Genomic DNA, 19,158 nt, shown 5'->3' on the forward strand with positions numbered 1-19,158 from the left:
CGCCAGACATTCATTTTGTTTCTCTTCCATGTGCCAACAACCTCCATAAGGCTTCTCTTCCGTTAAGCCGAATGTGCTGTTGACAGCACAACTACCATTCCACATACCCTTTTTGCAATCGCAAAACTTCAATATTTTTCTATTTACACATTGTATTTTATTTAAAACATTACCCATATGAGCAACTATAAATTTGAAACCCTGCAGGTACACGCGGGACAAGAAGTGGATAAAACCACGCACTCACGTGCTTTGCCAATATATCAGACATCATCCTATGTGTTTGAAGATGCGAAGGAGGGAGCCGATCTTTTCGGACTTCGCAAATTCGGGAATATCTATACCCGTTTGCAAAACCCGACGACCGACGTTTTTGAAAAACGGGTGGCCGCTTTGGAGGGTGGTGTGACCGGATTGGCCACCTCTTCCGGACAATCGGCGCAATTCATCGCACTGAATAATATCTTACAGGTGGGAGATAATTTTGTTTCGACTCCTTTCCTTTACGGTGGGACGTATAATCAATTCAAATCGCAGTTCAAGCGATTGGGTATTGAAGTTCGTTTTACTCCCAATGAAAATCCTGAAGAGTTTGAAAAACTGATCGACAATAATACCAAAGCCATTTATCTGGAGTCGATCGGTAATCCGGAACTGAATATTCCCGATTTCGATGCCATTGCCCAAGTCGCCCGTCGACACGATATTCCACTGATCGTGGACAACACCTTCGGTGCGGGCGGTTATCTTTTCCGACCGATTGAACATGGTGCGGCAGTAGTGGTAGAGTCGGCTACCAAATGGATTGGCGGCCACGGCACCTCCCTTGGAGGTGTGATTGTGGATAGCGGCAAATTCAACTGGGGGAATGGTAAATTCCCTTCCTTCACCGAACCGTCTGAAAGTTATCATGGACTGGTTTTCTGGGATGTGTTTGGTACGAATGGCCCGTTTGGAAATATTGCTTTCAATATCCGCGCGCGGGTAGAAGGATTGCGCGATTGGGGAAATACCATCAGCCCGTTCAATTCTTTCCTCCTTGTGCAAGGATTGGAAACCCTGTCGCTCCGCTTGGAACGCCATGTGGAGAATACGCAGGCGCTGGCCGAATGGCTCGAGCAGCATCCGAAGGTAGAATATGTGAACTATCCGGGATTGAAGAGCAGCAAATATTATGCATTGGCGCAGAAATATTTCCCCAAAGGGGCGGGAGCCGTGCTTACATTCAAATTGAAAGGTGCGCCCGAGGATGCTGATAAACTGATCGACAGTGTAGAGTTGTTGAGCCATCTGGCCAACGTGGGAGATGCTAAGTCGCTTATCATTCATCCGGCAGCCACCACGCACGAACAATTATCGCCTGAAGCCCAAAGGGCAAGCGGTGTGGAACCCGGATTGCTTCGTGTTTCCGTGGGTATTGAAAATATCGATGATATCAAAGCCGACCTGCAGCAGGCACTTGACAAAATCTAAGAATAAACCCTTTCAATAACAACCGGATGTACCTGTTCAACGCTAAGCGTACGCATATCACGATGATGAATTGTCGCAAATTACCCGACAGTCGGCATCTCTTATGTAGATAGGTATATAAAAAGAAACGGCTGATCAGTAAAATGTGTCAGCCGTTTTTTATAGGTGACAAATTGTAGTCAACAGTTGGAAGAGAAACTCCACAAACTATTAAAACAGAGAATTTAAAGATAGTAAGAAGCTGTTTTGAATTTTTTCATCCATTGTTTTTTAGCCATTTTTTGATGGATATTCAAAACAGTTTCTTAGCTAACATAAACATTGAAAAAAGATGAAGGTTATCAAAGCAAGTCTAGTTCTATTTCTCAGCCCCTTTGTGCTTAGTCTTTCGGCACAGAATGGAGGCACGGTTACCGTTACCGGCAATGTGACTGATCCGCAAGGAATTCCGCTTGTCGGTGTTACCATTGTGGATAAGGGTAATCCTACGGTAGGAACGGTATCTGATATTGGGGGCGATTACAGTATAGACATTGAAAGTGGAGCAGTCCTTGAATTTTCCTGCATAGGCTTTACAAGTCAGGAGGTTCAGGTGTCAAAATCGGAAAGAGTAGATATCGTCCTGCAGGAAAGCACTACGACATTGAACGAAGTGGTGATTACTTCCCTGAATATCCCACGAGAAAGGAAAGCGCTTGGTTACGCGGTGCAGAATGTTTCATCCGATGCGTTTCAGACGCGTCCGACGAATCCGTTGACAGCCCTTTCCGGTAAGATAGCAGGGTTGCAGGTTATCTCGGGTGGAAGCAACCTTGGTGGTTCTTCGCGAATAACCTTACGCGGTATTAATTCCATCACCGGAAACAACCAACCGTTGTATGTTATCGATGGTGTTCCGTTGGATAACAGCGATCTGAACAGCTCCTCTACCATCCACGGCAGTGCGGGGAAAGATGTCGGCAGTACTATTCAGGATATTAATCCGGATGATATTGCCTCTGTAAACGTGCTGAAAGGTCCGTCTGCGGCAGCTCTCTACGGTTCCCGTGCCGCCAATGGGGTGATTCTGATCACCACTAAAAAAGGAGAGAGCAGTGCGGGTAAGATTGCTGTTGAACTCAATACCGGACTGGAATTTGAAAATGTGGTACGATTGCCGGAACGCCAGAAATTATACGGTGGCGGGTATAATATGAGTTTTGCCACGGCAACCATCGACGGCCAGACCTACAATATAGTGGATTATGCTGCCGACGAGAGCTGGGGGCCTCAATTAGACGGTACCCCTGTCTTGCACTGGTACAATCTCGATCCCGAATATCCGGATCAATACCTGAGACCGGAGCCATGGGTATATCCCGAGAACGATGTGAATTATTTTTTCAGAACCGGGATTGCCAATACAAACAATATTTCGCTTTCCAGATCGAGAGAAAATTCCGCTTTCCGGGTATCGTTTACCAATAAAAACGTAACGGGAACTATTCCGAATGCTTCACTCGACAAGAACTCGGTCAGTCTTTCCGGGAACGCGGACGGAGAGTATGTTTCGTTCTTTGCAAGCGCCAATTACCTGAAGACAATCTCCAAAGGCCGTCCGTGGACAGGCGCATCCAACCGGAATATCATCCTGGAAGCGTACCAATGGGGAGCGGTGCAGGTGGATTACAAGAAACTGAGTGAATACAAACGCCCGGACGGAACGCCCCGCGCATGGAACCGTACCGGTTATAGAAACAGGGTTGAAGATGAAAAGACAAAATATATCGACAATCCCTACTGGTCTGCCTATGAGAGTTATCTTGAGGAAGACAGGGACAGATTGTACGGGAATTTCGGAATACAAGTCTCCCCCGTATCATGGTTCTCGGTGACCGGCCGTATTTATGCCGATGTTTTTCAGTACACCTTTCAGGACAGGATCGCCTATAATTCCCGCTCGCAATCCATGTACCAGGAATATAGCCAAAAGTATGGCGAGTTTAATTACGAATTATTGGGCACCCTCAATCGTTCATGGGGCGTTCATTCACTGGTTGCCAATTTAGGGACAAACTTCCTGCAAAGGAACCGCCGAATCAGCAATATATCTACTTCAGGCGGATTGATTGTGCCTAATTACTACAGTCTGAACAATGCTACCTCTACAGTCATCAGCCCAGAAACAGGATTATACAAGAAAGAACTCTCTTCTGTTTTCGCAAGCATCTCTTATGGATGGAGAAGTACTGTTTATCTCGACGGTACATTCCGTAACGACTGGTCTTCGACTTTGCCGGTAGGGCATAACTCCTATTTTTATCCTTCGGTGACTTCATCGGTTATCTTGAGTGAACTACCCGGTTTGAGAGAACAAAGATGGCTGTCATTCGCAAAATACCGTTTAGGATGGGCACAAGTGGGTAACGATACCGATCCCTATCGGCTTTATAAAGTATATCAGGCCATCACACCCATTCACGGGAATATTGCTTATAGGTTACCGGACCAGTTAAACAACCTGAACCTCAAGCCCGAAATTACCTCTTCACTTGAAACCGGGGTAGAACTCCAACTGTTCAAAAACCTGTTGAGTATCGACTTCACTTATTACAACAATACAAGCCGCAATCAGATTATTTCGCTTCCTACCTCCGACGCGTTCGGTTACTCTTCAAAGTTGATTAACGCCGGCGAGATCAATAACAAAGGTGTTGAGGTGATTCTTGGAGTGAATCCGGTCAGCACGCGTGATCTGGATTGGAATTTCTCGGTCAATTATTCGAAAAACAGCAACAGGATCATCGAATTGTCCGATGCCGTAAGCCGTCTCGATTTAAGTACTTCACTGGTCAGTCTGGTTGCCCAGGAGGGTGAAAGTTACGGACAATTGTATGGGTATGATTTCGTGTATGCTCCTGATGGACAAAAGGTGATCGGCGAGGATGGACTTTATATGCGTACACAACAACTGGTGCCACTTGGCAGCGTTTTACCTGATTTCCTGTGGAGTTTCCAAAACGGATTGCGGTATAAGAACTTGCGGTTCAATTTTCTGATAGACTCCCGTGTGGGAGGTAAATTCTTCTCGCAAACGTATAAGGTGGCGATGTATTCGGGAATTCTACCGGAAACGGCAGCCAATGGAATCCGTGAAACGGGGATTGTCGCTGAAGGTGTGACTGCTGATGTAACATTCAATCCTGACGGAACTTATTCGGTAACCAATACAGCCCCGAATACACAAAATGTGACAGCGCAGGCATGGGCAAGAAACCATTACAACGGACCGACAGCATTCGATATTTTCGATGGCACATTCATTAAACTCAGGGAATGGTCGTTAGGATATGATTTCAGATTACCCGAAAATGCGTCGGTCAAAAGTATCGGAGCTTCGCTTTATGCGCGGAACCTGTTTTACTTGTACAGGAAAAGTAAAATTATCGATCCTGAACTCACGAACAGCAGTGGAAACGTGCAGGGAATTGAAGGCGGTAATATGCCGACCCCTCTTACTTACGGAATTAATCTGAGTATTAAGTTTTAAATAGATTCAAGATATTTAGCAAATCAATAATTCCATATACCGAAATAAAAAAATAAAATAATCATATGAAACGAGCATGATAATCATTCTCACTAAAGTTAGACTTTTTCTGCGCTCGGCAGAGTAAATAAATTCACTCTGCTCTCGCTTAACGAAAAAGTTCACCCAAGATCATGATTAAAGCGATGTTGCCTCCGGTTTTGATATCAATGGAAGTCGGCGATTTCGCTTCGCTCAATTCCATATGACACCATTGAAAATAAATATTTTAGTCATATGAAACCATTATATATACTTTTTATCCTGTCGGCAATCGGGTTTACATCCTGCATCGATGACGACCTGAATATCGACCCTAACCGGCCCTCGTCGGTTCCCACCACCTCGTTGATCTCAACGGCGCAAAAGCATCTGACTGATAATGTGAGAAGCGAACAGGCGTCGTTACGAAGCTCGGCATTGTTTGTCCAACAGATCAGCCAGATTACCTATACCAGCCAATCGCGTTATGATATTCCTTTCGGCTATTCGGCAGATATTTGGAGCGGATTGTACGGTGTGCTGAACAATCTGCAGGAAATTATCCGCCTGAACACCGATCCTGTCACCAAAGATATGGTCACGGCGGACGGAGCGGGCAGGAATGCTAACCAGATAGCGATCAGTCGTGTCCTGAAATCGTATGCATACTATGCGCTCACCGATATCTTCGGCGATGTACCCTATAATTCTTACGGCAGCGATGATCCCGATTTTCAGGCATTGCAACAGAATCCCGATAATATTACGCCCATGTATGCTTCGCAGGAAAAGATCTATACGGATATCCTCAACGAACTCAAACAAGCGGGCGATACTTTGTTGAAATATTCGGAAGAGAGAACGTTCGGTGTATCGGATATTATCTATGATGGCGACAATGCGAAATGGGCAAAGTTTGCCCATTCATTGCGGTTGCGGTTTGCCACCCGCCTAAAGACAAAAAACAACTCCCTTTATCAATCCCATTTTGCCGATGCGTTAGAGAAAGGCGTGTTCACAAGCAATGCGGACAATGCTGTTTACAAGTATGCCGCGGCTGCACCCAACCAGGCACCTTATTATCGAGCTACTGTCACTGCAAACAGGAGGGATTTTGCCCTGTCGAAACCATTTATAGATTTGCTGAAAGGAGAAAACAACCAGCTCCCGGTTACCGATCCGCGCTTAAGTAAGTATGCGTCAGTAAATAACCTTGGTGTGTATGAAGGATTGGCTTACGGGTTGACTGAAGCGCAGGCAGGCAGTTTTGCGGCAGGTGATGTCAGCCTTCCCGGAAGCATCTACAGCGCCGCCGATTATGGGGAGGTGCTATTAGAATATGCAGAAGTGGAGTTTTTAATTTCCGAATACAATAACTGGAGTCAGGCCAACTACGTGAACGGAGTAAGGGCATCTCTCGAGAAATGGGGTGTTGCCTCTGCTGATATAAATGCATATGTGTCGCGACTGCCGTCGGCCAGCGAACGAAATGTGCTTAATCAGAAATATATTTCACTATTCACCCAATTTCTTGAGGCTTGGAGCGATTACCGCAGGACCGGTTATCCCGATTTCCTGATAAAAAAGGATGATGTGATCTTTTCGGGAGTGATTGAAGGTCAGCCGGTCACTTATATATTCTCACCTTTGTTCGGTGATGGAGGCGTTCCGTCCAGATTATATTATCCAATCAAAGAGCAGACCGTCAACCTGCAAAGCTATCAGGATGCCATAGCAGCCCAGGGGAATGACGTAATTGAAACCAGGTTGTGGGTTTTCAAATGATCGTTGAGGAAATTTTTAAAACGGACATTCGTAAAACTGAATACAGTTTCTTAGCTTTGTAAAATATAATGAAAGCCGAGCGAAAAACCAAACTCGTTTGAGTTCTTCCGAGGTGCCATATTTTCTAAATAAAAAAGAAAAAATCATGCTAAAAATTCAATGGACGGTTTATTTATTGGCAGCGCTTTTGATAATGTCCTGCCAAAGGCAAAATATCTTGCAAAACGGAATCTGGAAAGGGGAACTTTCCGTGGCAGAAAACAAGAAGGCTCCTTTTCTCTTTGAAGTCAGTGGTGCCGGTACAGATACAGCTTCGGTAACATTACTGAACGGCGTGGAGCGGGTGAAATTAGATAGCGTCCGCTTTCAATCCGACACGATTATCATCCCTATTATGGCTTACGATGCTTATATAGAAGGAATTATCTCCGGTGACGCAATCGAAGGAAAATTTATTAAAAACTATATCGAGAACGATCCCGGAGTTCCATTCCATGCCACATTCGGAGTGAAAGAACGTTTTAGTCCGGCTGAAATAACACCTGATACCCGTATCGATGGGAAATGGGATGTGCTTTTCATCACTGAAAAAGGCGATACGACCCGTAATGTGGGAGTTTTTAAATCGGAAAACAATGTTGTAACCGGCTCTATCCTTACTAACTCGGGAGATTTGCGTTTTCTGGAAGGAGTCTATACCGGGTCGGGTGTTGATCTTTCTGCTTTCGGCGGTCTAAGCCCATACCTTATTGAGATCCAATTTTCAAACGATTCGGCTTTTAACGGGAAATTTTATACCACCCGTGGCGTGACGGAAATCATTGGCGCGAGAAATGATTACGCCGAATTGGCAGATCCTTATTCATTGGCCAAATTAAAGCCGGGATACACCTCCCTTGGTTTCAACCTGCCGAATCTGGAGGGTGAGAACATATCATTGAGTGATGAACGCTATCGCGGTAAAGTCGTGGTCGTATCCATTCTCGGAAGTTGGTGTCCCAACTGTCTGGATGAAATGGAGTTTCTGGCGCCCTGGTATGATGAGAACAAAGACAGAGGTGTTGAGATGATAGGAATCGCTTTTGAGCGCAAGAACGATTTCGACTATGCGAAGACCGCTTTGACCCGGTTGAAGAACCGATACGGTACAAATTACGAAATCCTGTTTGGCGGGGAAGTCGGACGAGAAAGCGTAGTCAATGCGCTTCCCGAAGTGGAAGATTTTTCAAGTTATCCCACCACGCTGTTTATCGACAAGAAAGGAGAAGTGCGTAAAATACATACGGGTTTCAACGGCCCGGCAACAGGGCTTTTCTATGAAGAGTTTAAGAACGATTTCAATTCTTTGATAGATAGCCTTTTGTCGGAATGATGCAATGGCCTTTGTTTCGCTATATTTGTATCTGCAAAAAATATAGTATAATTTAATTTTAATGATATGTGTTTTTTAGATATTGCAAAGAGCAGATGCACCACCAAAAAATAGGGTACAAAACACTGTTTGCTGTCGCTATCGGTTACAGGGATAAAGAAGATGCCAACCAACCCTCGATAACCCCTAAATTCCGTCTGGATATGGAGAATGTGATCCAGACTATTTAGTATGGGCTAGTGAGCGATTAACTCCCACGACACTTGCACCCAGTAATTTGTTGGGCTTCATCTATTACAACCAGTTTGTTGTTTTTTCCAATCAGTTGTAATAGTTGTGTGCTGGTGGTTGCCGTTTCAAAAGCCTGTAAAATATCAGCCTCATCTACGTTCAACCAGATGGATGGTATGTCAATTTGAGAAATGACCTCTTTCAATAATGTCGTTTTTCCCACCTGACGAGCACCTAAAAGAAGTATGATTTTCCCTTTAAAGCAACTGTTCTGAATAGTTTGCTGTAAATCCCGAAGTTTCATAATTGACCCATTTAAACCTCAAAAGTAGCAAAAAAACATTCTATTCTAAAATATAGGCGTAATTTTTCGATTATAATCTAAATATTAGGCGTAATCTTTCGATTATGATCTAAATTCCCGGTCTGGTTTGCCTTTAACTGAAAAAGGTTGACAGATATTAGGAGGTTTAACATATGCAATTTGTCAGACCTGTTACTCTCTCGACAGGAAGCACCTACCCATTTTGGTTTATGAGAAGAGAAGAGTTAAATAAAATGCAACTTGGTTAAGGAGCTTGAAGAGGCGAACATTCATAAAGTCGGGCTTGTTTTACGTACAGAGCTTTCAATGAAGAAACTCTTTAAAAGACTATTAATTATGGATGATTTAAGGTTTAAAGGAAAATGGAGCGAGTTGAAAGGTCTCGCCAAACAAGAATGGGCCGATCTGACGGACGACGATCTTCTCTATGAAGAAGGCAAAGAAGATGAACTGTATGGAAAAATCCAACAAAAGACCGGCAAAGCCAAAGATGAAATACGCAACTGGTTTAATCAGCAATTGGACAAACTATAAGTCAGATACTTTACTGTGATAAGGGTAGTTGTCACCAGACAATTTCCCTTATTCTTTTATAAGACAAATTTTTACCATTGCTGCCCCTGCAGGAATGATTGGGGCAAGCAATTTTTTTGAACTGGCTGTGGCTGTTGCCATTTCATTTTTCGGATTACAGTCAGGCGCAGCGCTGGCAACGGTTGTCGGAGTATTAGTAGAAGTTCCTGTAATGCTTATGCTTGTCAGAATAGCTAACAATATGCGAGAGTGGTTTAAAGTAACATATTAGTGATTTTATTTACCCATAAAAATAACAAATTAATCACAGCAAATGATATCGCTTCACAGTTAGCCATGTCCGATTTAAATTGTAAATTTGCAGAACTCATTAATCGGCATATGAATACATCAGAATTACTCAATATCCGTCTATACAACCAATTGCTTTTAACTCATGATATAGAAGAACCCTGCGATATCGTATCATGGATGGGAGTTATGCAGTCCCAGGCGCTTGATATGGCTAAATGGGCGATTGGTACACGCTTGGAAAACAGGAATGTAAAGGATATTGATGAAGCATTGAACACAGGGAAGATTATCCGTACCCATATTTTACGCCCTACCTGGCATTTTGTGTCGGCAGAAGATATTCACTGGATGTTCGACCTTTCCAATCCGCGGTTGAAACCCATTTATCGTTCCTATGCGAAAACATTCGGCGCAGACGAGTCGCTGATATATCGTGTTGTTCCTGTACTGGAAAGGGTACTGATGGGAGGGAAGCACCTGACTAAACAGGAAATCGGGGATGCCTTGCTCGAACAGGATATAATACTGGATGATGGACACCTGCAACTGACCATATCTTATGCCGAGATGGAAGGAATCCTGATTAACGGGCGGTTAAAAGGAAATAAGCAGACTTTCACTCTGTTTGAAGAGTGGGTTCCCCGCCGGAAAACTCTGAGCAAAGAAGAGGCCCTGGAATGTTTGGCACGGAGATTTTTTACAAGCCACGGCCCTGCTACCATCCATGATTTCGTCTGGTGGTCGGGATTGACTATGACAGAATGTCGACAGGCTATCGAAATGATCCGGACGGACTTTATTTGCGAGACGATAAACAGGCGTGATTTCTGGATGAGAAACGATATCAAAATTCCTCCTGCGGATGAGAACTATGCTTTGTTGCTTCCTCCGTTCGATGAATTTGTGGTGAGCTATAAAAACCGTTCCGAAATAATTGAAGACACACATTATGGCAAAGTGATGACGAAAAACGGCCTGTTTTCCCCAACAATTATACTGAATGGGGAGATTATCGGTTCATGGAAGAAGATTACTCAAAAAGGCTCTCCCCGAATAGAACTCTCTTTTTTCGAAAAAACACCTAAAAGAAAACAAGACCTCTTCAAATCTGAAATAAAACGATTGGAGCACTTCTATTTCATCTGATAGCAGGAATAAAAAATTATCAAATAATCTTATGTCTCTTTTATTATTTTATTGAATTTTGACTAAATTTTCAGTGATTATATAATTTGAATATTTACGGATAACATATTAGTTATTAATTATATAAATATGAATGTCATATGTGAGAAAACGCGAAAAACAGGTTCTTCAAGCGATGCTGTCTATGCATTGGGGCTGATAGGTGCAGCCATCTATTTTATCTCCACCGCCACGACGTTTTGGATGGGAGTGCTGGGGTTCCTGAAAGCGATTGTATGGCCGGCGTTCCTGGTGTATGAAGCTTTCAGATATCTGTTGGCCTGATCCGGAAGATTGATTTTTCCCGGCTCAAAGATAAAATAAGGGCATAGAGTACCGGTAATTTATCAATTTGTCTTAAAAATGAAACGGGCCTAAGAATTCCAGTTTGTCGCTTGCTGCCAATCCGTTGGGATTACATCCTGGTTCTCCCTCCGGAATTACCATCCCAAGACTGTCGTAATGGGCTACCCAGGTGTCATCGAATTCCCCTGTCTCCGGATCGATAAAAGTCATGGGGTTCAGTTCAAAGATAGAATCATTCTCAAACATCCTATAGATAAATTCCGAACAATAATGGCTTGTGTCGTTCCATATATAGGAGAAATTGTAGGGTTTTCCTAACATCTCTTCAGCCAGTATCCATCCTTTTTCGATACTACCTCTGTATTCATCCTTTAATCTGTAACGGTAAACGGCTGACCCCCGCTCATCCATAAAATCTTGTAGTAATATCTTACGGGTTCCATCTTTTGGAGAAGCGTCCAGTACCCAGATGGTATCAGAACTGATATGGATAATAGCGACATGTTCGTAATTTGTTTTCATTTCCGTTTGAGTGACCCGGCTAATGGCGGAGGAGAGTCCGTGATCTTCTGCCACTACAAATAAAAGATCCCCATCCCTGATCTCATTCTTGTTGGAACAGGAGTATGCCAGTGCCAATAGGCAGCAAAAAAGTATGATATTCCTTCTTTTCATTCCGATTAAACGTGAAAAAACTCATTATCTTATCCAAAGATAATCTTTTCCTTGTGAATATCAATCCTTGAATGGTGGAAACATTCTATTAAAAATGGAGTGATAAAGAGAGATTGAGTTTGATGTTGATACTCTTCAGATAGATTTATGACACCTGAATAATTTTTCCTCTTTCTTTTTGATTTTTAATAAATTGAAACTATATTTGCTACTATGAACCGAAAGATAATCCATATCGACATGGACGCTTTCTACGCATCCATTGAACAGCGCGATAATCCTGAACTTCGGGGTAAACCTGTAGCGGTGGGATATGGTGAGAAACGGGGTGTGGTCGCGGCGGCGAGTTATGAGGCGCGTAAATATGGGGTTTATTCGGCGATGCCTTCGGTGACGGCGCTCCGCAAATGTCCTCATATTATTTTTGTCATGCCTCGGTTCGATGTCTACCGAAGCGTCTCCAACCAGATCATGCAGATCTTCCTTGAATATACCGATAAGGTGGAACCTCTCTCACTTGATGAGGCATTTCTTGACGTGACGGTGAACCATCGGGGATTGCGTTCCGCGACCATGATCGCAAGGGAGATCAAACAAAAGATATTTAACCGCACACGCCTTACTGCCTCCGCAGGTGTTTCCTACAATAAATTCCTGGCAAAGATCGCTTCGGATTATAATAAACCGGACGGGCTGTTCGTCATTGAACCGGATAAGGCGGAAGATTTTATAGAGAAATTGCCTATAGATAAGTTTTTCGGGGTGGGGAGAGTGACGGCGGCACGAATGGTGGAACTGGATATCAAGACGGGATACGACCTGAAGCAGTGGAGCGAAGTCGATCTGGTCCGTGAATTCGGGAAGGCGGGGATTGCCTATTATCATTTTGCCAGAGGCGTGGATAACCGGGAGGTGGAGTCGGAGAGAGTCCGTAAGTCGCTGGGCGCCGAAGAGACTTTCCTGGAAGACCTGAATGAAATTGTGGATATGTTGGCAGCACTCGATGAGATTGCCCGGGAAGTGTCCCGTAGGGCTGAAAAACGGAAATTTCTTGCCAGGACACTCACGCTGAAGATCAAATATGCCGATTTCACCATCATAACCCGGAGCAGAACCGTGAGCTATTATATCAAGACCTACCGGGAGTTATTCGAATTGGGTAAAGAACTGTTATTACAGGTCGATGATCTGGAAGAGAAAAAGATCCGCCTGATGGGACTTACCCTGAAAAATGCCGATGTGGACTCCGTTCAGCCTTTGATCGACGGATTTCAATTGTCGCTTGATTTTAAAGAGTGATTAAGAATTAAGAATTACCAATTACCAATTACCAATTACCAATTACCGAGTGCAATTACCATTGGTTTTTAGATCAGCGTTTATTTCCGGCGCCATAGCGTCCATCTTAAATGGGGAGTTGAGCTTCTGATAAAGGTGGGTTGGGTTTCTGATAAACAGGCGGGATTTTGGATTGCCTTGAAATCCTATAGTAAAAAGTTTTCAGGCTTCTTTCCCTGAATACCTTTGTAACGTGATTTTATCTCCTCGATATCCTTCTCATAATCTCCGGAAGGATGGAGGAGGCCGAGAGACAAGGCTTCCTTTCTTCTGTAATCCAGGCCGACCAACAATATCGGCACACCCGCTTTATACGCAATATAGTAAAATCCTTTTTTCCACTCTTTCACCGGCTTGCGTGTCCCCTCCGGGGTGATGGCCAGTTGCATCCGGTCGCGTCGGTTGAACTCCGATGCCAGGGTGTCGGTGAGTGAGGAATTCTTTTCCCTGGTTACCGGTATACCTCCTAATCTCTTAAAAAACAGGTTGAAAGGAAAGACGAACCACTCTGCCTTGATGAGGAAGTTGGCGGTCCTGCCGATAGAGGAGTAAGCCACCTTTGCTATCAGGAAATCCCAGTTGCTGGTATGAGGCGCCACGGCGATCACGCATTTGGAGAGAACGGGAAATTCGCCCCTGACTCGCCAGCCGAGGATTCGATTGAAAATAAATTTACTGATCCGTTTCATTCTCTCTGTTTCTTTTAGAAACTGTTTAAATTTTATTATTAAACTGTTTTGAATCTATTTTGGAATAGATTTTTTATTGTTTCTTGCGGATTTAGCGGGCTCAATCAAAAGGGAAAAGTGAAAAATCAGAGTTCGTTGTGCAACTGCTCCCAATGGTGCATTGTCTGGTCTAACCGGGCTTTGGTGTCCAGGTATCTCTGCAGCAAATCCATATCCGCCGCGCCTTCCGGCGTGGAGAGTGTGGTTTCCATCTCCGAGATCTTCTTTTCAAGCGTTTCTATCTTCTTTTCCGCCTCTTCAATCTGCTTCTCCAACTTGCGCTGTTTCCGATTCAGCTCTTTTTGTTCCTGATAAGAGAGTTTGCTCTCCGACGGTTGCTCCTGTTTTTTCTCCATTTTAGCAGCCATAGTTGTGGAAAGCTCCAACTGCTGCAGGGTTTCCAACTTTTTTTTGTCCAGGAAATCATAGATGCCACCCAGGTGTTCCGTCACTTTTCCTCCGCCGAACTCATATACTTTGCTCACCAGTCCGTTCAGGAAGTCGCGGTCGTGCGATACGATGATAGCCGTGCCGTCGAATTCGCTGATCGCTTTTTTCAGTACCTCTTTCGAGGCGATGTCGAGGTGGTTGGTCGGCTCATCCAGAATAAGCAGGTTGACCGGCTCCAGTAGAAGCCGGATCATCGCCAGACGGCTTCGTTCGCCACCCGACAACACCTTCACTTTTTTGTCGGACGCTTCGCCACCAAACATAAAGGCCCCGAGGATATCCCGTATTTTGGTGCGGACATCTCCCACCGCCACATAATCGATGGTGTCGAATACCGTCATCTCCTCATCCAGCAGTTGCGCCTGGTTCTGGGCAAAATAACCGATCTTCACATTGTGTCCCAGTTCCAGTTTTCCACCGTGATCGATCTCGTTCATGATGCATTTCACAAGAGTGGATTTCCCCTCGCCGTTCTTTCCTACGAACGCCACCTTCTCACCCCGCTCGATGGTGAGCGTGACATCTTTGAAAACAAGAAGGTCACCATAGCTTTTCGATACCTCTTCCATGACAACGGGGTAAGAGCCTGAGCGTGGGGCGGGCGGGAATTTCAGGTTGAGGTGCGAATTATCCACTTCATCCACCTCGATCCGTTCTATTTTCTCCAATTGTTTGATGCGCGACTGCACCTGGTTCGATTTGGTGGCCTTGTAACGGAACCGCTCGATAAATTCTTCGGTATCCCTGATCTGCTTCTGCTGATTTTCATAAGCCCTCTGCTGTTGCTCCCGCCGTTCCCGGCGCAACTCCACATATTGCGAGTAATTCACTTTATAGTCGTGGGCGCTGCCCAGCACGATCTCTATGGTGCGGTTGGTCACCGCATCCAGGAAGGCCCGGTCGTGCGACACCAGCATGACGGCGTTGGAGTGGGTGGTGAGGAAATTCTCCAACCACTGGATCGACTCTATGTCGAGGTGGTTGGTCGGCTCGTCGAGCAGCAGCACATCCGGCGCCCGCAACAAGATCTTCGCCAGTTCGACGCGCATGCGCCAACCACCGCTGAATTCACGGGTGGGGCGGTCGAAATCGCTCCGCAGAAACCCAAGCCCCATCAGCGTCTTTTCCACTTCGGCCTCGAAATTGTGGATCCCCGACATTTGTAAAAGCTCCTGCAAGTCGGTCGCCCGTTCAATCACCGTTTGGTAGGCTTCTGTCTCGTAATCGGTGCGTTCGGCCATTTCGGTGTGCAGTTGCTCTAACTCTTTCTCCATCTTTTGCAGGTGGGAGAAAGCCAGGGAAGCCTCTTCACGAACGCTACGGCTGTCGCTCAGCTTCATCTGCTGCGGCAGGTAGCCGATGGAGACACCTTTGGGCAAGGAGACCACGCCGCCCGAAGGTTGCTGCAGTCCCGCCATAATTTTCAGCAGTGTCGATTTCCCCGCACCGTTCTTGCCGGCAAGGGCCACCCGTTCGTTCCTGTTCAGGACGAATGATATACGGTCAAGTAGGGTGAAACCGCCGAACTCAACGGTAAGATTTTCTATACTGAGCATTTAGTAGTTCACTTAAGTTAGACTATTTCAATTACATTAGACTATTTCTACGCTCGGCAAAACAAATAAATTTGCTTTACTCTCACTTAATGAAATAGTTCTACGTTCAACAAAGGCAAAACTTGGCTTGCCTTTGTGCTCACTTATCGGAATAGTTCTTTGTGTCGCTGATGATCTCCTGAAGGGTTACCGGCTTCTGTTCTCCGGTTTCCATATTCTTCAGCATGATCTTTCCCTCTTTCATTTCGTTTTCGCCCACAATGGCCACGAAAGGGATATGGTTGCTGTCGGCATACGACATCTGTTTCTTGATCTTGGCCGCATCGGGATAAAGTTCGCAACGGATGCCGGCATTTCTCAACTGTTGCATTAGCGGAAGAAGATAAGCGGCCTCCTTCTCGCCGAAATTGACAAACAGCAAATCGGTAGTGTGGGTGAAACTGTCGGGGAAAAGGTTGAGTTGGTTCAGTACGTCGTAAATACGGTCGGCGCCGAAGGAGATTCCCACGCCGGAGACGCCCGGTAGCCCGAAGATACCGGTCAGGTTGTCGTACCTCCCACCGCCGGTGATGCTTCCGATTTCCACGTCGAGCGCTTTCACTTCGATGATGGCGCCTGTATAGTAGTTGAGTCCCCGCGCCAGGGTCAGGTCGAGTGTCAACTCATTTTTCAGTGAAAGCAAATCCGTCTTATTGAAAATATATTCTACCTCCTCCACGCCTTCCAATCCGCCAGGAGAGGCTGCCAGCACCTCTTTCAGCTTTCCGAGTTTTTCCCGGGTGGTGCCACTCAGCAACAGGATTGGTTGTAACTTTCCTATCGCCTCTTGTGTGATCCCCTTCGACGCCAGTTCTTCGTTCACCTTCTCCGTGCCGATCTTGTCAAGTTTGTCGATGGCGACGGTGATATCGGTGATCTTATCGGCTTCACCAATGATCTCGGCGATACCGGAAAGGATCTTCCGGTTGTTCAACTTCACCGAAACACGGATGCCGAATTGGGAAAAGACTTCGTCGATGATCTGGATCAACTCCACCTCGTTGAGCAGGGAGTCAGATCCTACGATATCGGCATCACACTGGAAAAACTCGCGGTAACGTCCTTTTTGGGGACGGTCGGCACGCCATACCGGTTGTATCTGGTAGCGCTTGAAGGGAAAGGTGATATCGTTGCGGTGCATTACCACGTAGCGGGCAAAGGGAACGGTAAGGTCATACCGAAGCCCTTTCTCCGAAATCTTATTGGCTGTCTTCGCGGAATTGCCTTCGGTAATATCTTCCGCACTCATATCTCCTAAGAAGTGGCCGGAGTTGAGAATCTTGAACAGCAGTTTATCGCCTTCTTCGCCATACTTCCCCATCAGGGTGGAGAGGTTCTCCATTGCCGGCGTTTCAATCTGGCGAAAGCCGTAAAGACGATACACCTCTTTGATGGTGTCGAAAATATAGTTGCGTTTCGCCGTCTCTTCGGGCGAAAAATCCCTAGTCCCCTTGGGTATGGAAGGTTTTTGCATTGTTATCTCGATCTTTGTTTAGGGCTACAAAGATAATTATTTTTGACATACAGGAACAATACTAAAAAACGGGGGAAAATTTTTCATTTCTTCACTTCTCCATTTCTTCATTTCTCCATTTCTCCATTTCTCCATTTCTTCATTTCTTCATTTCTCCATTTCTATTCTTCACTTTTCACTCTTCATTTTTCACTCTTCACTCTTCATTCTTCACTCTTCATTCTTCACTTTTCACTTTTCACTTTTCACTTTTCATTTTTCACTTTACAAAAGGTTGCTCGCCAGTTCGGAAAGTTCGCTCCGTTCACCTTTTACCAGGTTTACATGCCCGAAGAGGTTTTGTCCCCGCATCTTGTCGATCATATAAGCCAACCCGTTAGACTGCGTGTCGAGATATGGCGAGTCGATCTGCTGAAGGTCGCCCGTGAACACCATCTTGGTACTTTCGCCGGCGCGGGTGATGATCGTCTTTACTTCATGCGGAGTGAGATTCTGCGCTTCATCAATGATGCAGAAGGTGCCGGTAAGGCTTCGTCCGCGAATAAATGCCAGCGCCTCTATTTCCAGTTGTCCTGATTTCTGCATTTCATCGAGCAGCCTGAGATCGGAACTGTTCTGTCCGAGGGCCGCTTTGATCACGTTCAGGTTATCAAAAAGCGGCTGCATATAAGGTGCGATCTTCTGCTTCTCGTCGCCCGGCAGGTAGCCGAGGTCTTTGTTCGACAGGGAAACGATCGGGCGGGCCAGTAATATCTGATGATAGATTTTATTCTGCCTCAGGGCGGATGCCAGCGCCAGCAGGGTTTTTCCCGTACCCGCTTTTCCGGTAATTCCTACCAGCTTTATTTCCGGATCGTTCAATATCTCGAAAGCAAATGCCTGTTCCGCATTTCGTGGCTGGATGCCGAAATTGGATTCTTTCTCGATCTTTTTTATTTTTTGCGCGAACGGGTTGTAGCGTGCCAACACGCTGTTTCTTTCGCTTTTCAGGATGAAACATTGATTGGGATCAAGCTGGATCTCGAAATTAAACTCATCGACATCCACGCCGCCTGCCTGAGCATATACCTTATCGATCAGGTCGGGATTGACCCCTTCTATCACCTCTTCGCCTTGGGAGAAAATATCGACATTCGTCACCTTGTCGTTGATATAATCTTCGGCCAGCATGCCGAGCGAGCGCGCCTTCATCCGCAAATTGATATCTTTCGACACCAGGATGGTTCTCATCTCCGGATGTTTTTCAGCCACTTCCGATACCACGGTAAGGATACGGTTGTCCGGTGTTTTTTCGGGGAAAGCGTCGATGATCTTTCTGTTATCTTTTGATCCGTTTACGATATAGAGTTTACCTCTGCCGACTCCCATATCGGCACCATGGGTGAACAGGTCGTCATCGGTGATAAGATCCAGCTCACGCACAAAAGCGCGGGCATTGAAATTGATCTGGTCGCTCCCTTTCTTGAACTTGTCCAGCTCTTCCAGTACCACGAAAGGGATAAAGATGTCGTTCTCCTCAAAATTGTCGAGGCAGTTGAAATCATGCAGGATCACATTCGTGTCGAGGATGAAGTTTTTCTTGGCGCTGGCTGCTGTGGGTCTTGTATTGATCTTACTCTTGTTTTTTGTTTTGGCGGTTTTTGTTTTCTCGCTGGTTTTACTCTCAGTTGTTGCCATATCTTTCTAAGTTTAATATGTGTGATTCAGATCCTATTCTTTGTTTGTCCCTACCCATGTATTAAAAAACACAATTCAGAAAAGAATGTTTTGGGCGGCATGATTTTTTGCTCTGCTGGAACAAAAAAACTATCTTTGCCGGGTTTCTTATTTCCTGCGAATGGAA

At 45.3% G+C, this 19,158-nt stretch carries 15 protein-coding genes and 1 pseudogene; 10 read left to right on the plus strand and 6 right to left on the minus strand.

All coding sequences use genetic code 11. The features are described 5' to 3' along the window. Positions 1-177: 177 nt before the first annotated feature. From D7D25_RS01900 to D7D25_RS18410, 5 genes are all read left to right on the plus strand, one after another. Positions 178-1,473, plus strand: coding sequence for an O-acetylhomoserine aminocarboxypropyltransferase/cysteine synthase family protein (locus tag D7D25_RS01900; protein WP_122967249.1), 1,296 nt, complete (start codon positions 178-180; stop codon positions 1,471-1,473). Positions 1,474-1,804: 331 nt separating this feature from the next. Further along, a complete protein-coding gene (locus D7D25_RS01905) occupies positions 1,805-5,002 on the plus strand; it encodes a SusC/RagA family TonB-linked outer membrane protein (RefSeq protein ID WP_122967250.1) in 3,198 nt (1,065 codons plus the stop codon). 276 nt (positions 5,003-5,278) lie between these two features. After that, positions 5,279-6,808 carry a SusD/RagB family nutrient-binding outer membrane lipoprotein gene (locus tag D7D25_RS01910; protein WP_122967251.1) on the plus strand — a complete coding sequence of 510 codons (1,530 nt, stop codon included), beginning with the start codon at positions 5,279-5,281 and terminating at the stop codon, positions 6,806-6,808. Between the two features lie 145 nt (positions 6,809-6,953). Continuing rightward, positions 6,954-8,180 (plus strand): TlpA disulfide reductase family protein, encoded by a 1,227-nt coding sequence (locus tag D7D25_RS01915; RefSeq protein WP_122967366.1) that lies wholly within the window; start codon positions 6,954-6,956, stop codon positions 8,178-8,180. A 95-nt stretch (positions 8,181-8,275) separates the two neighbouring features. Continuing rightward, complete coding sequence (locus tag D7D25_RS18410) at positions 8,276-8,410, plus strand: hypothetical protein (RefSeq protein WP_255417136.1); 135 nt, start codon at positions 8,276-8,278, stop codon at positions 8,408-8,410. A 17-nt stretch (positions 8,411-8,427) separates the two neighbouring features. Here the strand turns inward: D7D25_RS18410 and D7D25_RS01925 are convergent, their stop codons facing one another. Continuing rightward, positions 8,428-8,715 (minus strand): AAA family ATPase, encoded by a 288-nt coding sequence (locus D7D25_RS01925; RefSeq protein ID WP_122967252.1) that lies wholly within the window; start codon positions 8,713-8,715, stop codon positions 8,428-8,430. A gap of 357 nt (positions 8,716-9,072) precedes the next feature. Here D7D25_RS01925 and D7D25_RS01930 point away from each other — a divergent pair, with 357 nt between their 5' ends. From D7D25_RS01930 to D7D25_RS01945, 4 genes and pseudogenes are all read left to right on the plus strand, one after another. After that, positions 9,073-9,270, plus strand: a complete 198-nt coding sequence (locus D7D25_RS01930; RefSeq protein WP_122967367.1) for a CsbD family protein — start codon at positions 9,073-9,075, stop codon at positions 9,268-9,270. Positions 9,271-9,346: 76 nt separating this feature from the next. Then, positions 9,347-9,541 (plus strand): annotated as a pseudogene (locus D7D25_RS01935) (arsenical-resistance protein); the annotation flags it as partial. A gap of 110 nt (positions 9,542-9,651) precedes the next feature. Then, positions 9,652-10,710, plus strand: coding sequence for a winged helix DNA-binding domain-containing protein (locus D7D25_RS01940; RefSeq protein ID WP_158602513.1), 1,059 nt, complete (start codon positions 9,652-9,654; stop codon positions 10,708-10,710). A 129-nt stretch (positions 10,711-10,839) separates the two neighbouring features. Then, positions 10,840-11,034: a hypothetical protein gene (locus D7D25_RS01945; RefSeq protein WP_122967254.1), complete on the plus strand. Its 195-nt coding sequence runs from the start codon at positions 10,840-10,842 to the stop codon at positions 11,032-11,034. Positions 11,035-11,106: 72 nt separating this feature from the next. Here D7D25_RS01945 and D7D25_RS01950 read toward each other — a convergent pair whose 3' ends face one another. Then, positions 11,107-11,730 (minus strand): YiiX/YebB-like N1pC/P60 family cysteine hydrolase, encoded by a 624-nt coding sequence (locus D7D25_RS01950; RefSeq protein WP_122967255.1) that lies wholly within the window; start codon positions 11,728-11,730, stop codon positions 11,107-11,109. Positions 11,731-11,943: 213 nt separating this feature from the next. Here D7D25_RS01950 and dinB point away from each other — a divergent pair, with 213 nt between their 5' ends. Further along, entirely contained in the window at positions 11,944-13,029 is a 1,086-nt protein-coding gene (gene dinB, locus D7D25_RS01955) for a DNA polymerase IV (protein WP_122967256.1), read from the plus strand. Positions 13,030-13,214: 185 nt separating this feature from the next. Here the strand turns inward: dinB and D7D25_RS01960 are convergent, their stop codons facing one another. The 4 genes from D7D25_RS01960 to D7D25_RS01975 form a co-directional block, all read right to left on the minus strand. Beyond that, positions 13,215-13,757: a 1-acyl-sn-glycerol-3-phosphate acyltransferase gene (locus tag D7D25_RS01960; RefSeq protein WP_122967257.1), complete on the minus strand. Its 543-nt coding sequence runs from the start codon at positions 13,755-13,757 to the stop codon at positions 13,215-13,217. Positions 13,758-13,882: 125 nt separating this feature from the next. Continuing rightward, positions 13,883-15,802, minus strand: coding sequence for an ABC-F family ATP-binding cassette domain-containing protein (locus D7D25_RS01965; RefSeq protein WP_122967258.1), 1,920 nt, complete (start codon positions 15,800-15,802; stop codon positions 13,883-13,885). A gap of 139 nt (positions 15,803-15,941) precedes the next feature. After that, positions 15,942-17,315, minus strand: coding sequence for a histidine--tRNA ligase (gene hisS, locus D7D25_RS01970; RefSeq protein ID WP_122967259.1), 1,374 nt, complete (start codon positions 17,313-17,315; stop codon positions 15,942-15,944). 264 nt (positions 17,316-17,579) lie between these two features. Beyond that, complete coding sequence (locus D7D25_RS01975) at positions 17,580-18,992, minus strand: PhoH family protein (protein WP_255417137.1); 1,413 nt, start codon at positions 18,990-18,992, stop codon at positions 17,580-17,582. Between the last annotated feature and the right edge of the window lie 166 nt (positions 18,993-19,158).

The sequence above is a fragment of the Proteiniphilum sp. X52 genome, assembly GCF_003712195.1.
Lineage (GTDB): Bacteria > Bacteroidota > Bacteroidia > Bacteroidales > Dysgonomonadaceae > Proteiniphilum.

Coding starts and splice junctions, on each gene's coding strand:
- hisS (WP_122967259.1), bottom strand. CDS start 17,315: ATGCAAAAACCTTCCATACCCAAGGGGACTAGGGATTTTTCGCCCGAA.
- D7D25_RS01945 (WP_122967254.1), top strand. CDS start 10,840: ATGAATGTCATATGTGAGAAAACGCGAAAAACAGGTTCTTCAAGCGAT.
- D7D25_RS01940 (WP_158602513.1), top strand. CDS start 9,652: ATGAATACATCAGAATTACTCAATATCCGTCTATACAACCAATTGCTT.
- D7D25_RS01910 (WP_122967251.1), top strand. CDS start 5,279: ATGAAACCATTATATATACTTTTTATCCTGTCGGCAATCGGGTTTACA.
- D7D25_RS18410 (WP_255417136.1), top strand. CDS start 8,276: ATGCACCACCAAAAAATAGGGTACAAAACACTGTTTGCTGTCGCTATC.
- dinB (WP_122967256.1), top strand. CDS start 11,944: ATGAACCGAAAGATAATCCATATCGACATGGACGCTTTCTACGCATCC.
- D7D25_RS01950 (WP_122967255.1), bottom strand. CDS start 11,730: ATGAAAAGAAGGAATATCATACTTTTTTGCTGCCTATTGGCACTGGCA.
- D7D25_RS01930 (WP_122967367.1), top strand. CDS start 9,073: ATGGATGATTTAAGGTTTAAAGGAAAATGGAGCGAGTTGAAAGGTCTC.
- D7D25_RS01915 (WP_122967366.1), top strand. CDS start 6,954: ATGCTAAAAATTCAATGGACGGTTTATTTATTGGCAGCGCTTTTGATA.
- D7D25_RS01905 (WP_122967250.1), top strand. CDS start 1,805: ATGAAGGTTATCAAAGCAAGTCTAGTTCTATTTCTCAGCCCCTTTGTG.
- D7D25_RS01965 (WP_122967258.1), bottom strand. CDS start 15,802: ATGCTCAGTATAGAAAATCTTACCGTTGAGTTCGGCGGTTTCACCCTA.
- D7D25_RS01975 (WP_255417137.1), bottom strand. CDS start 18,992: ATGGCAACAACTGAGAGTAAAACCAGCGAGAAAACAAAAACCGCCAAA.
- D7D25_RS01900 (WP_122967249.1), top strand. CDS start 178: ATGAGCAACTATAAATTTGAAACCCTGCAGGTACACGCGGGACAAGAA.
- D7D25_RS01925 (WP_122967252.1), bottom strand. CDS start 8,715: ATGAAACTTCGGGATTTACAGCAAACTATTCAGAACAGTTGCTTTAAA.
- D7D25_RS01960 (WP_122967257.1), bottom strand. CDS start 13,757: ATGAAACGGATCAGTAAATTTATTTTCAATCGAATCCTCGGCTGGCGA.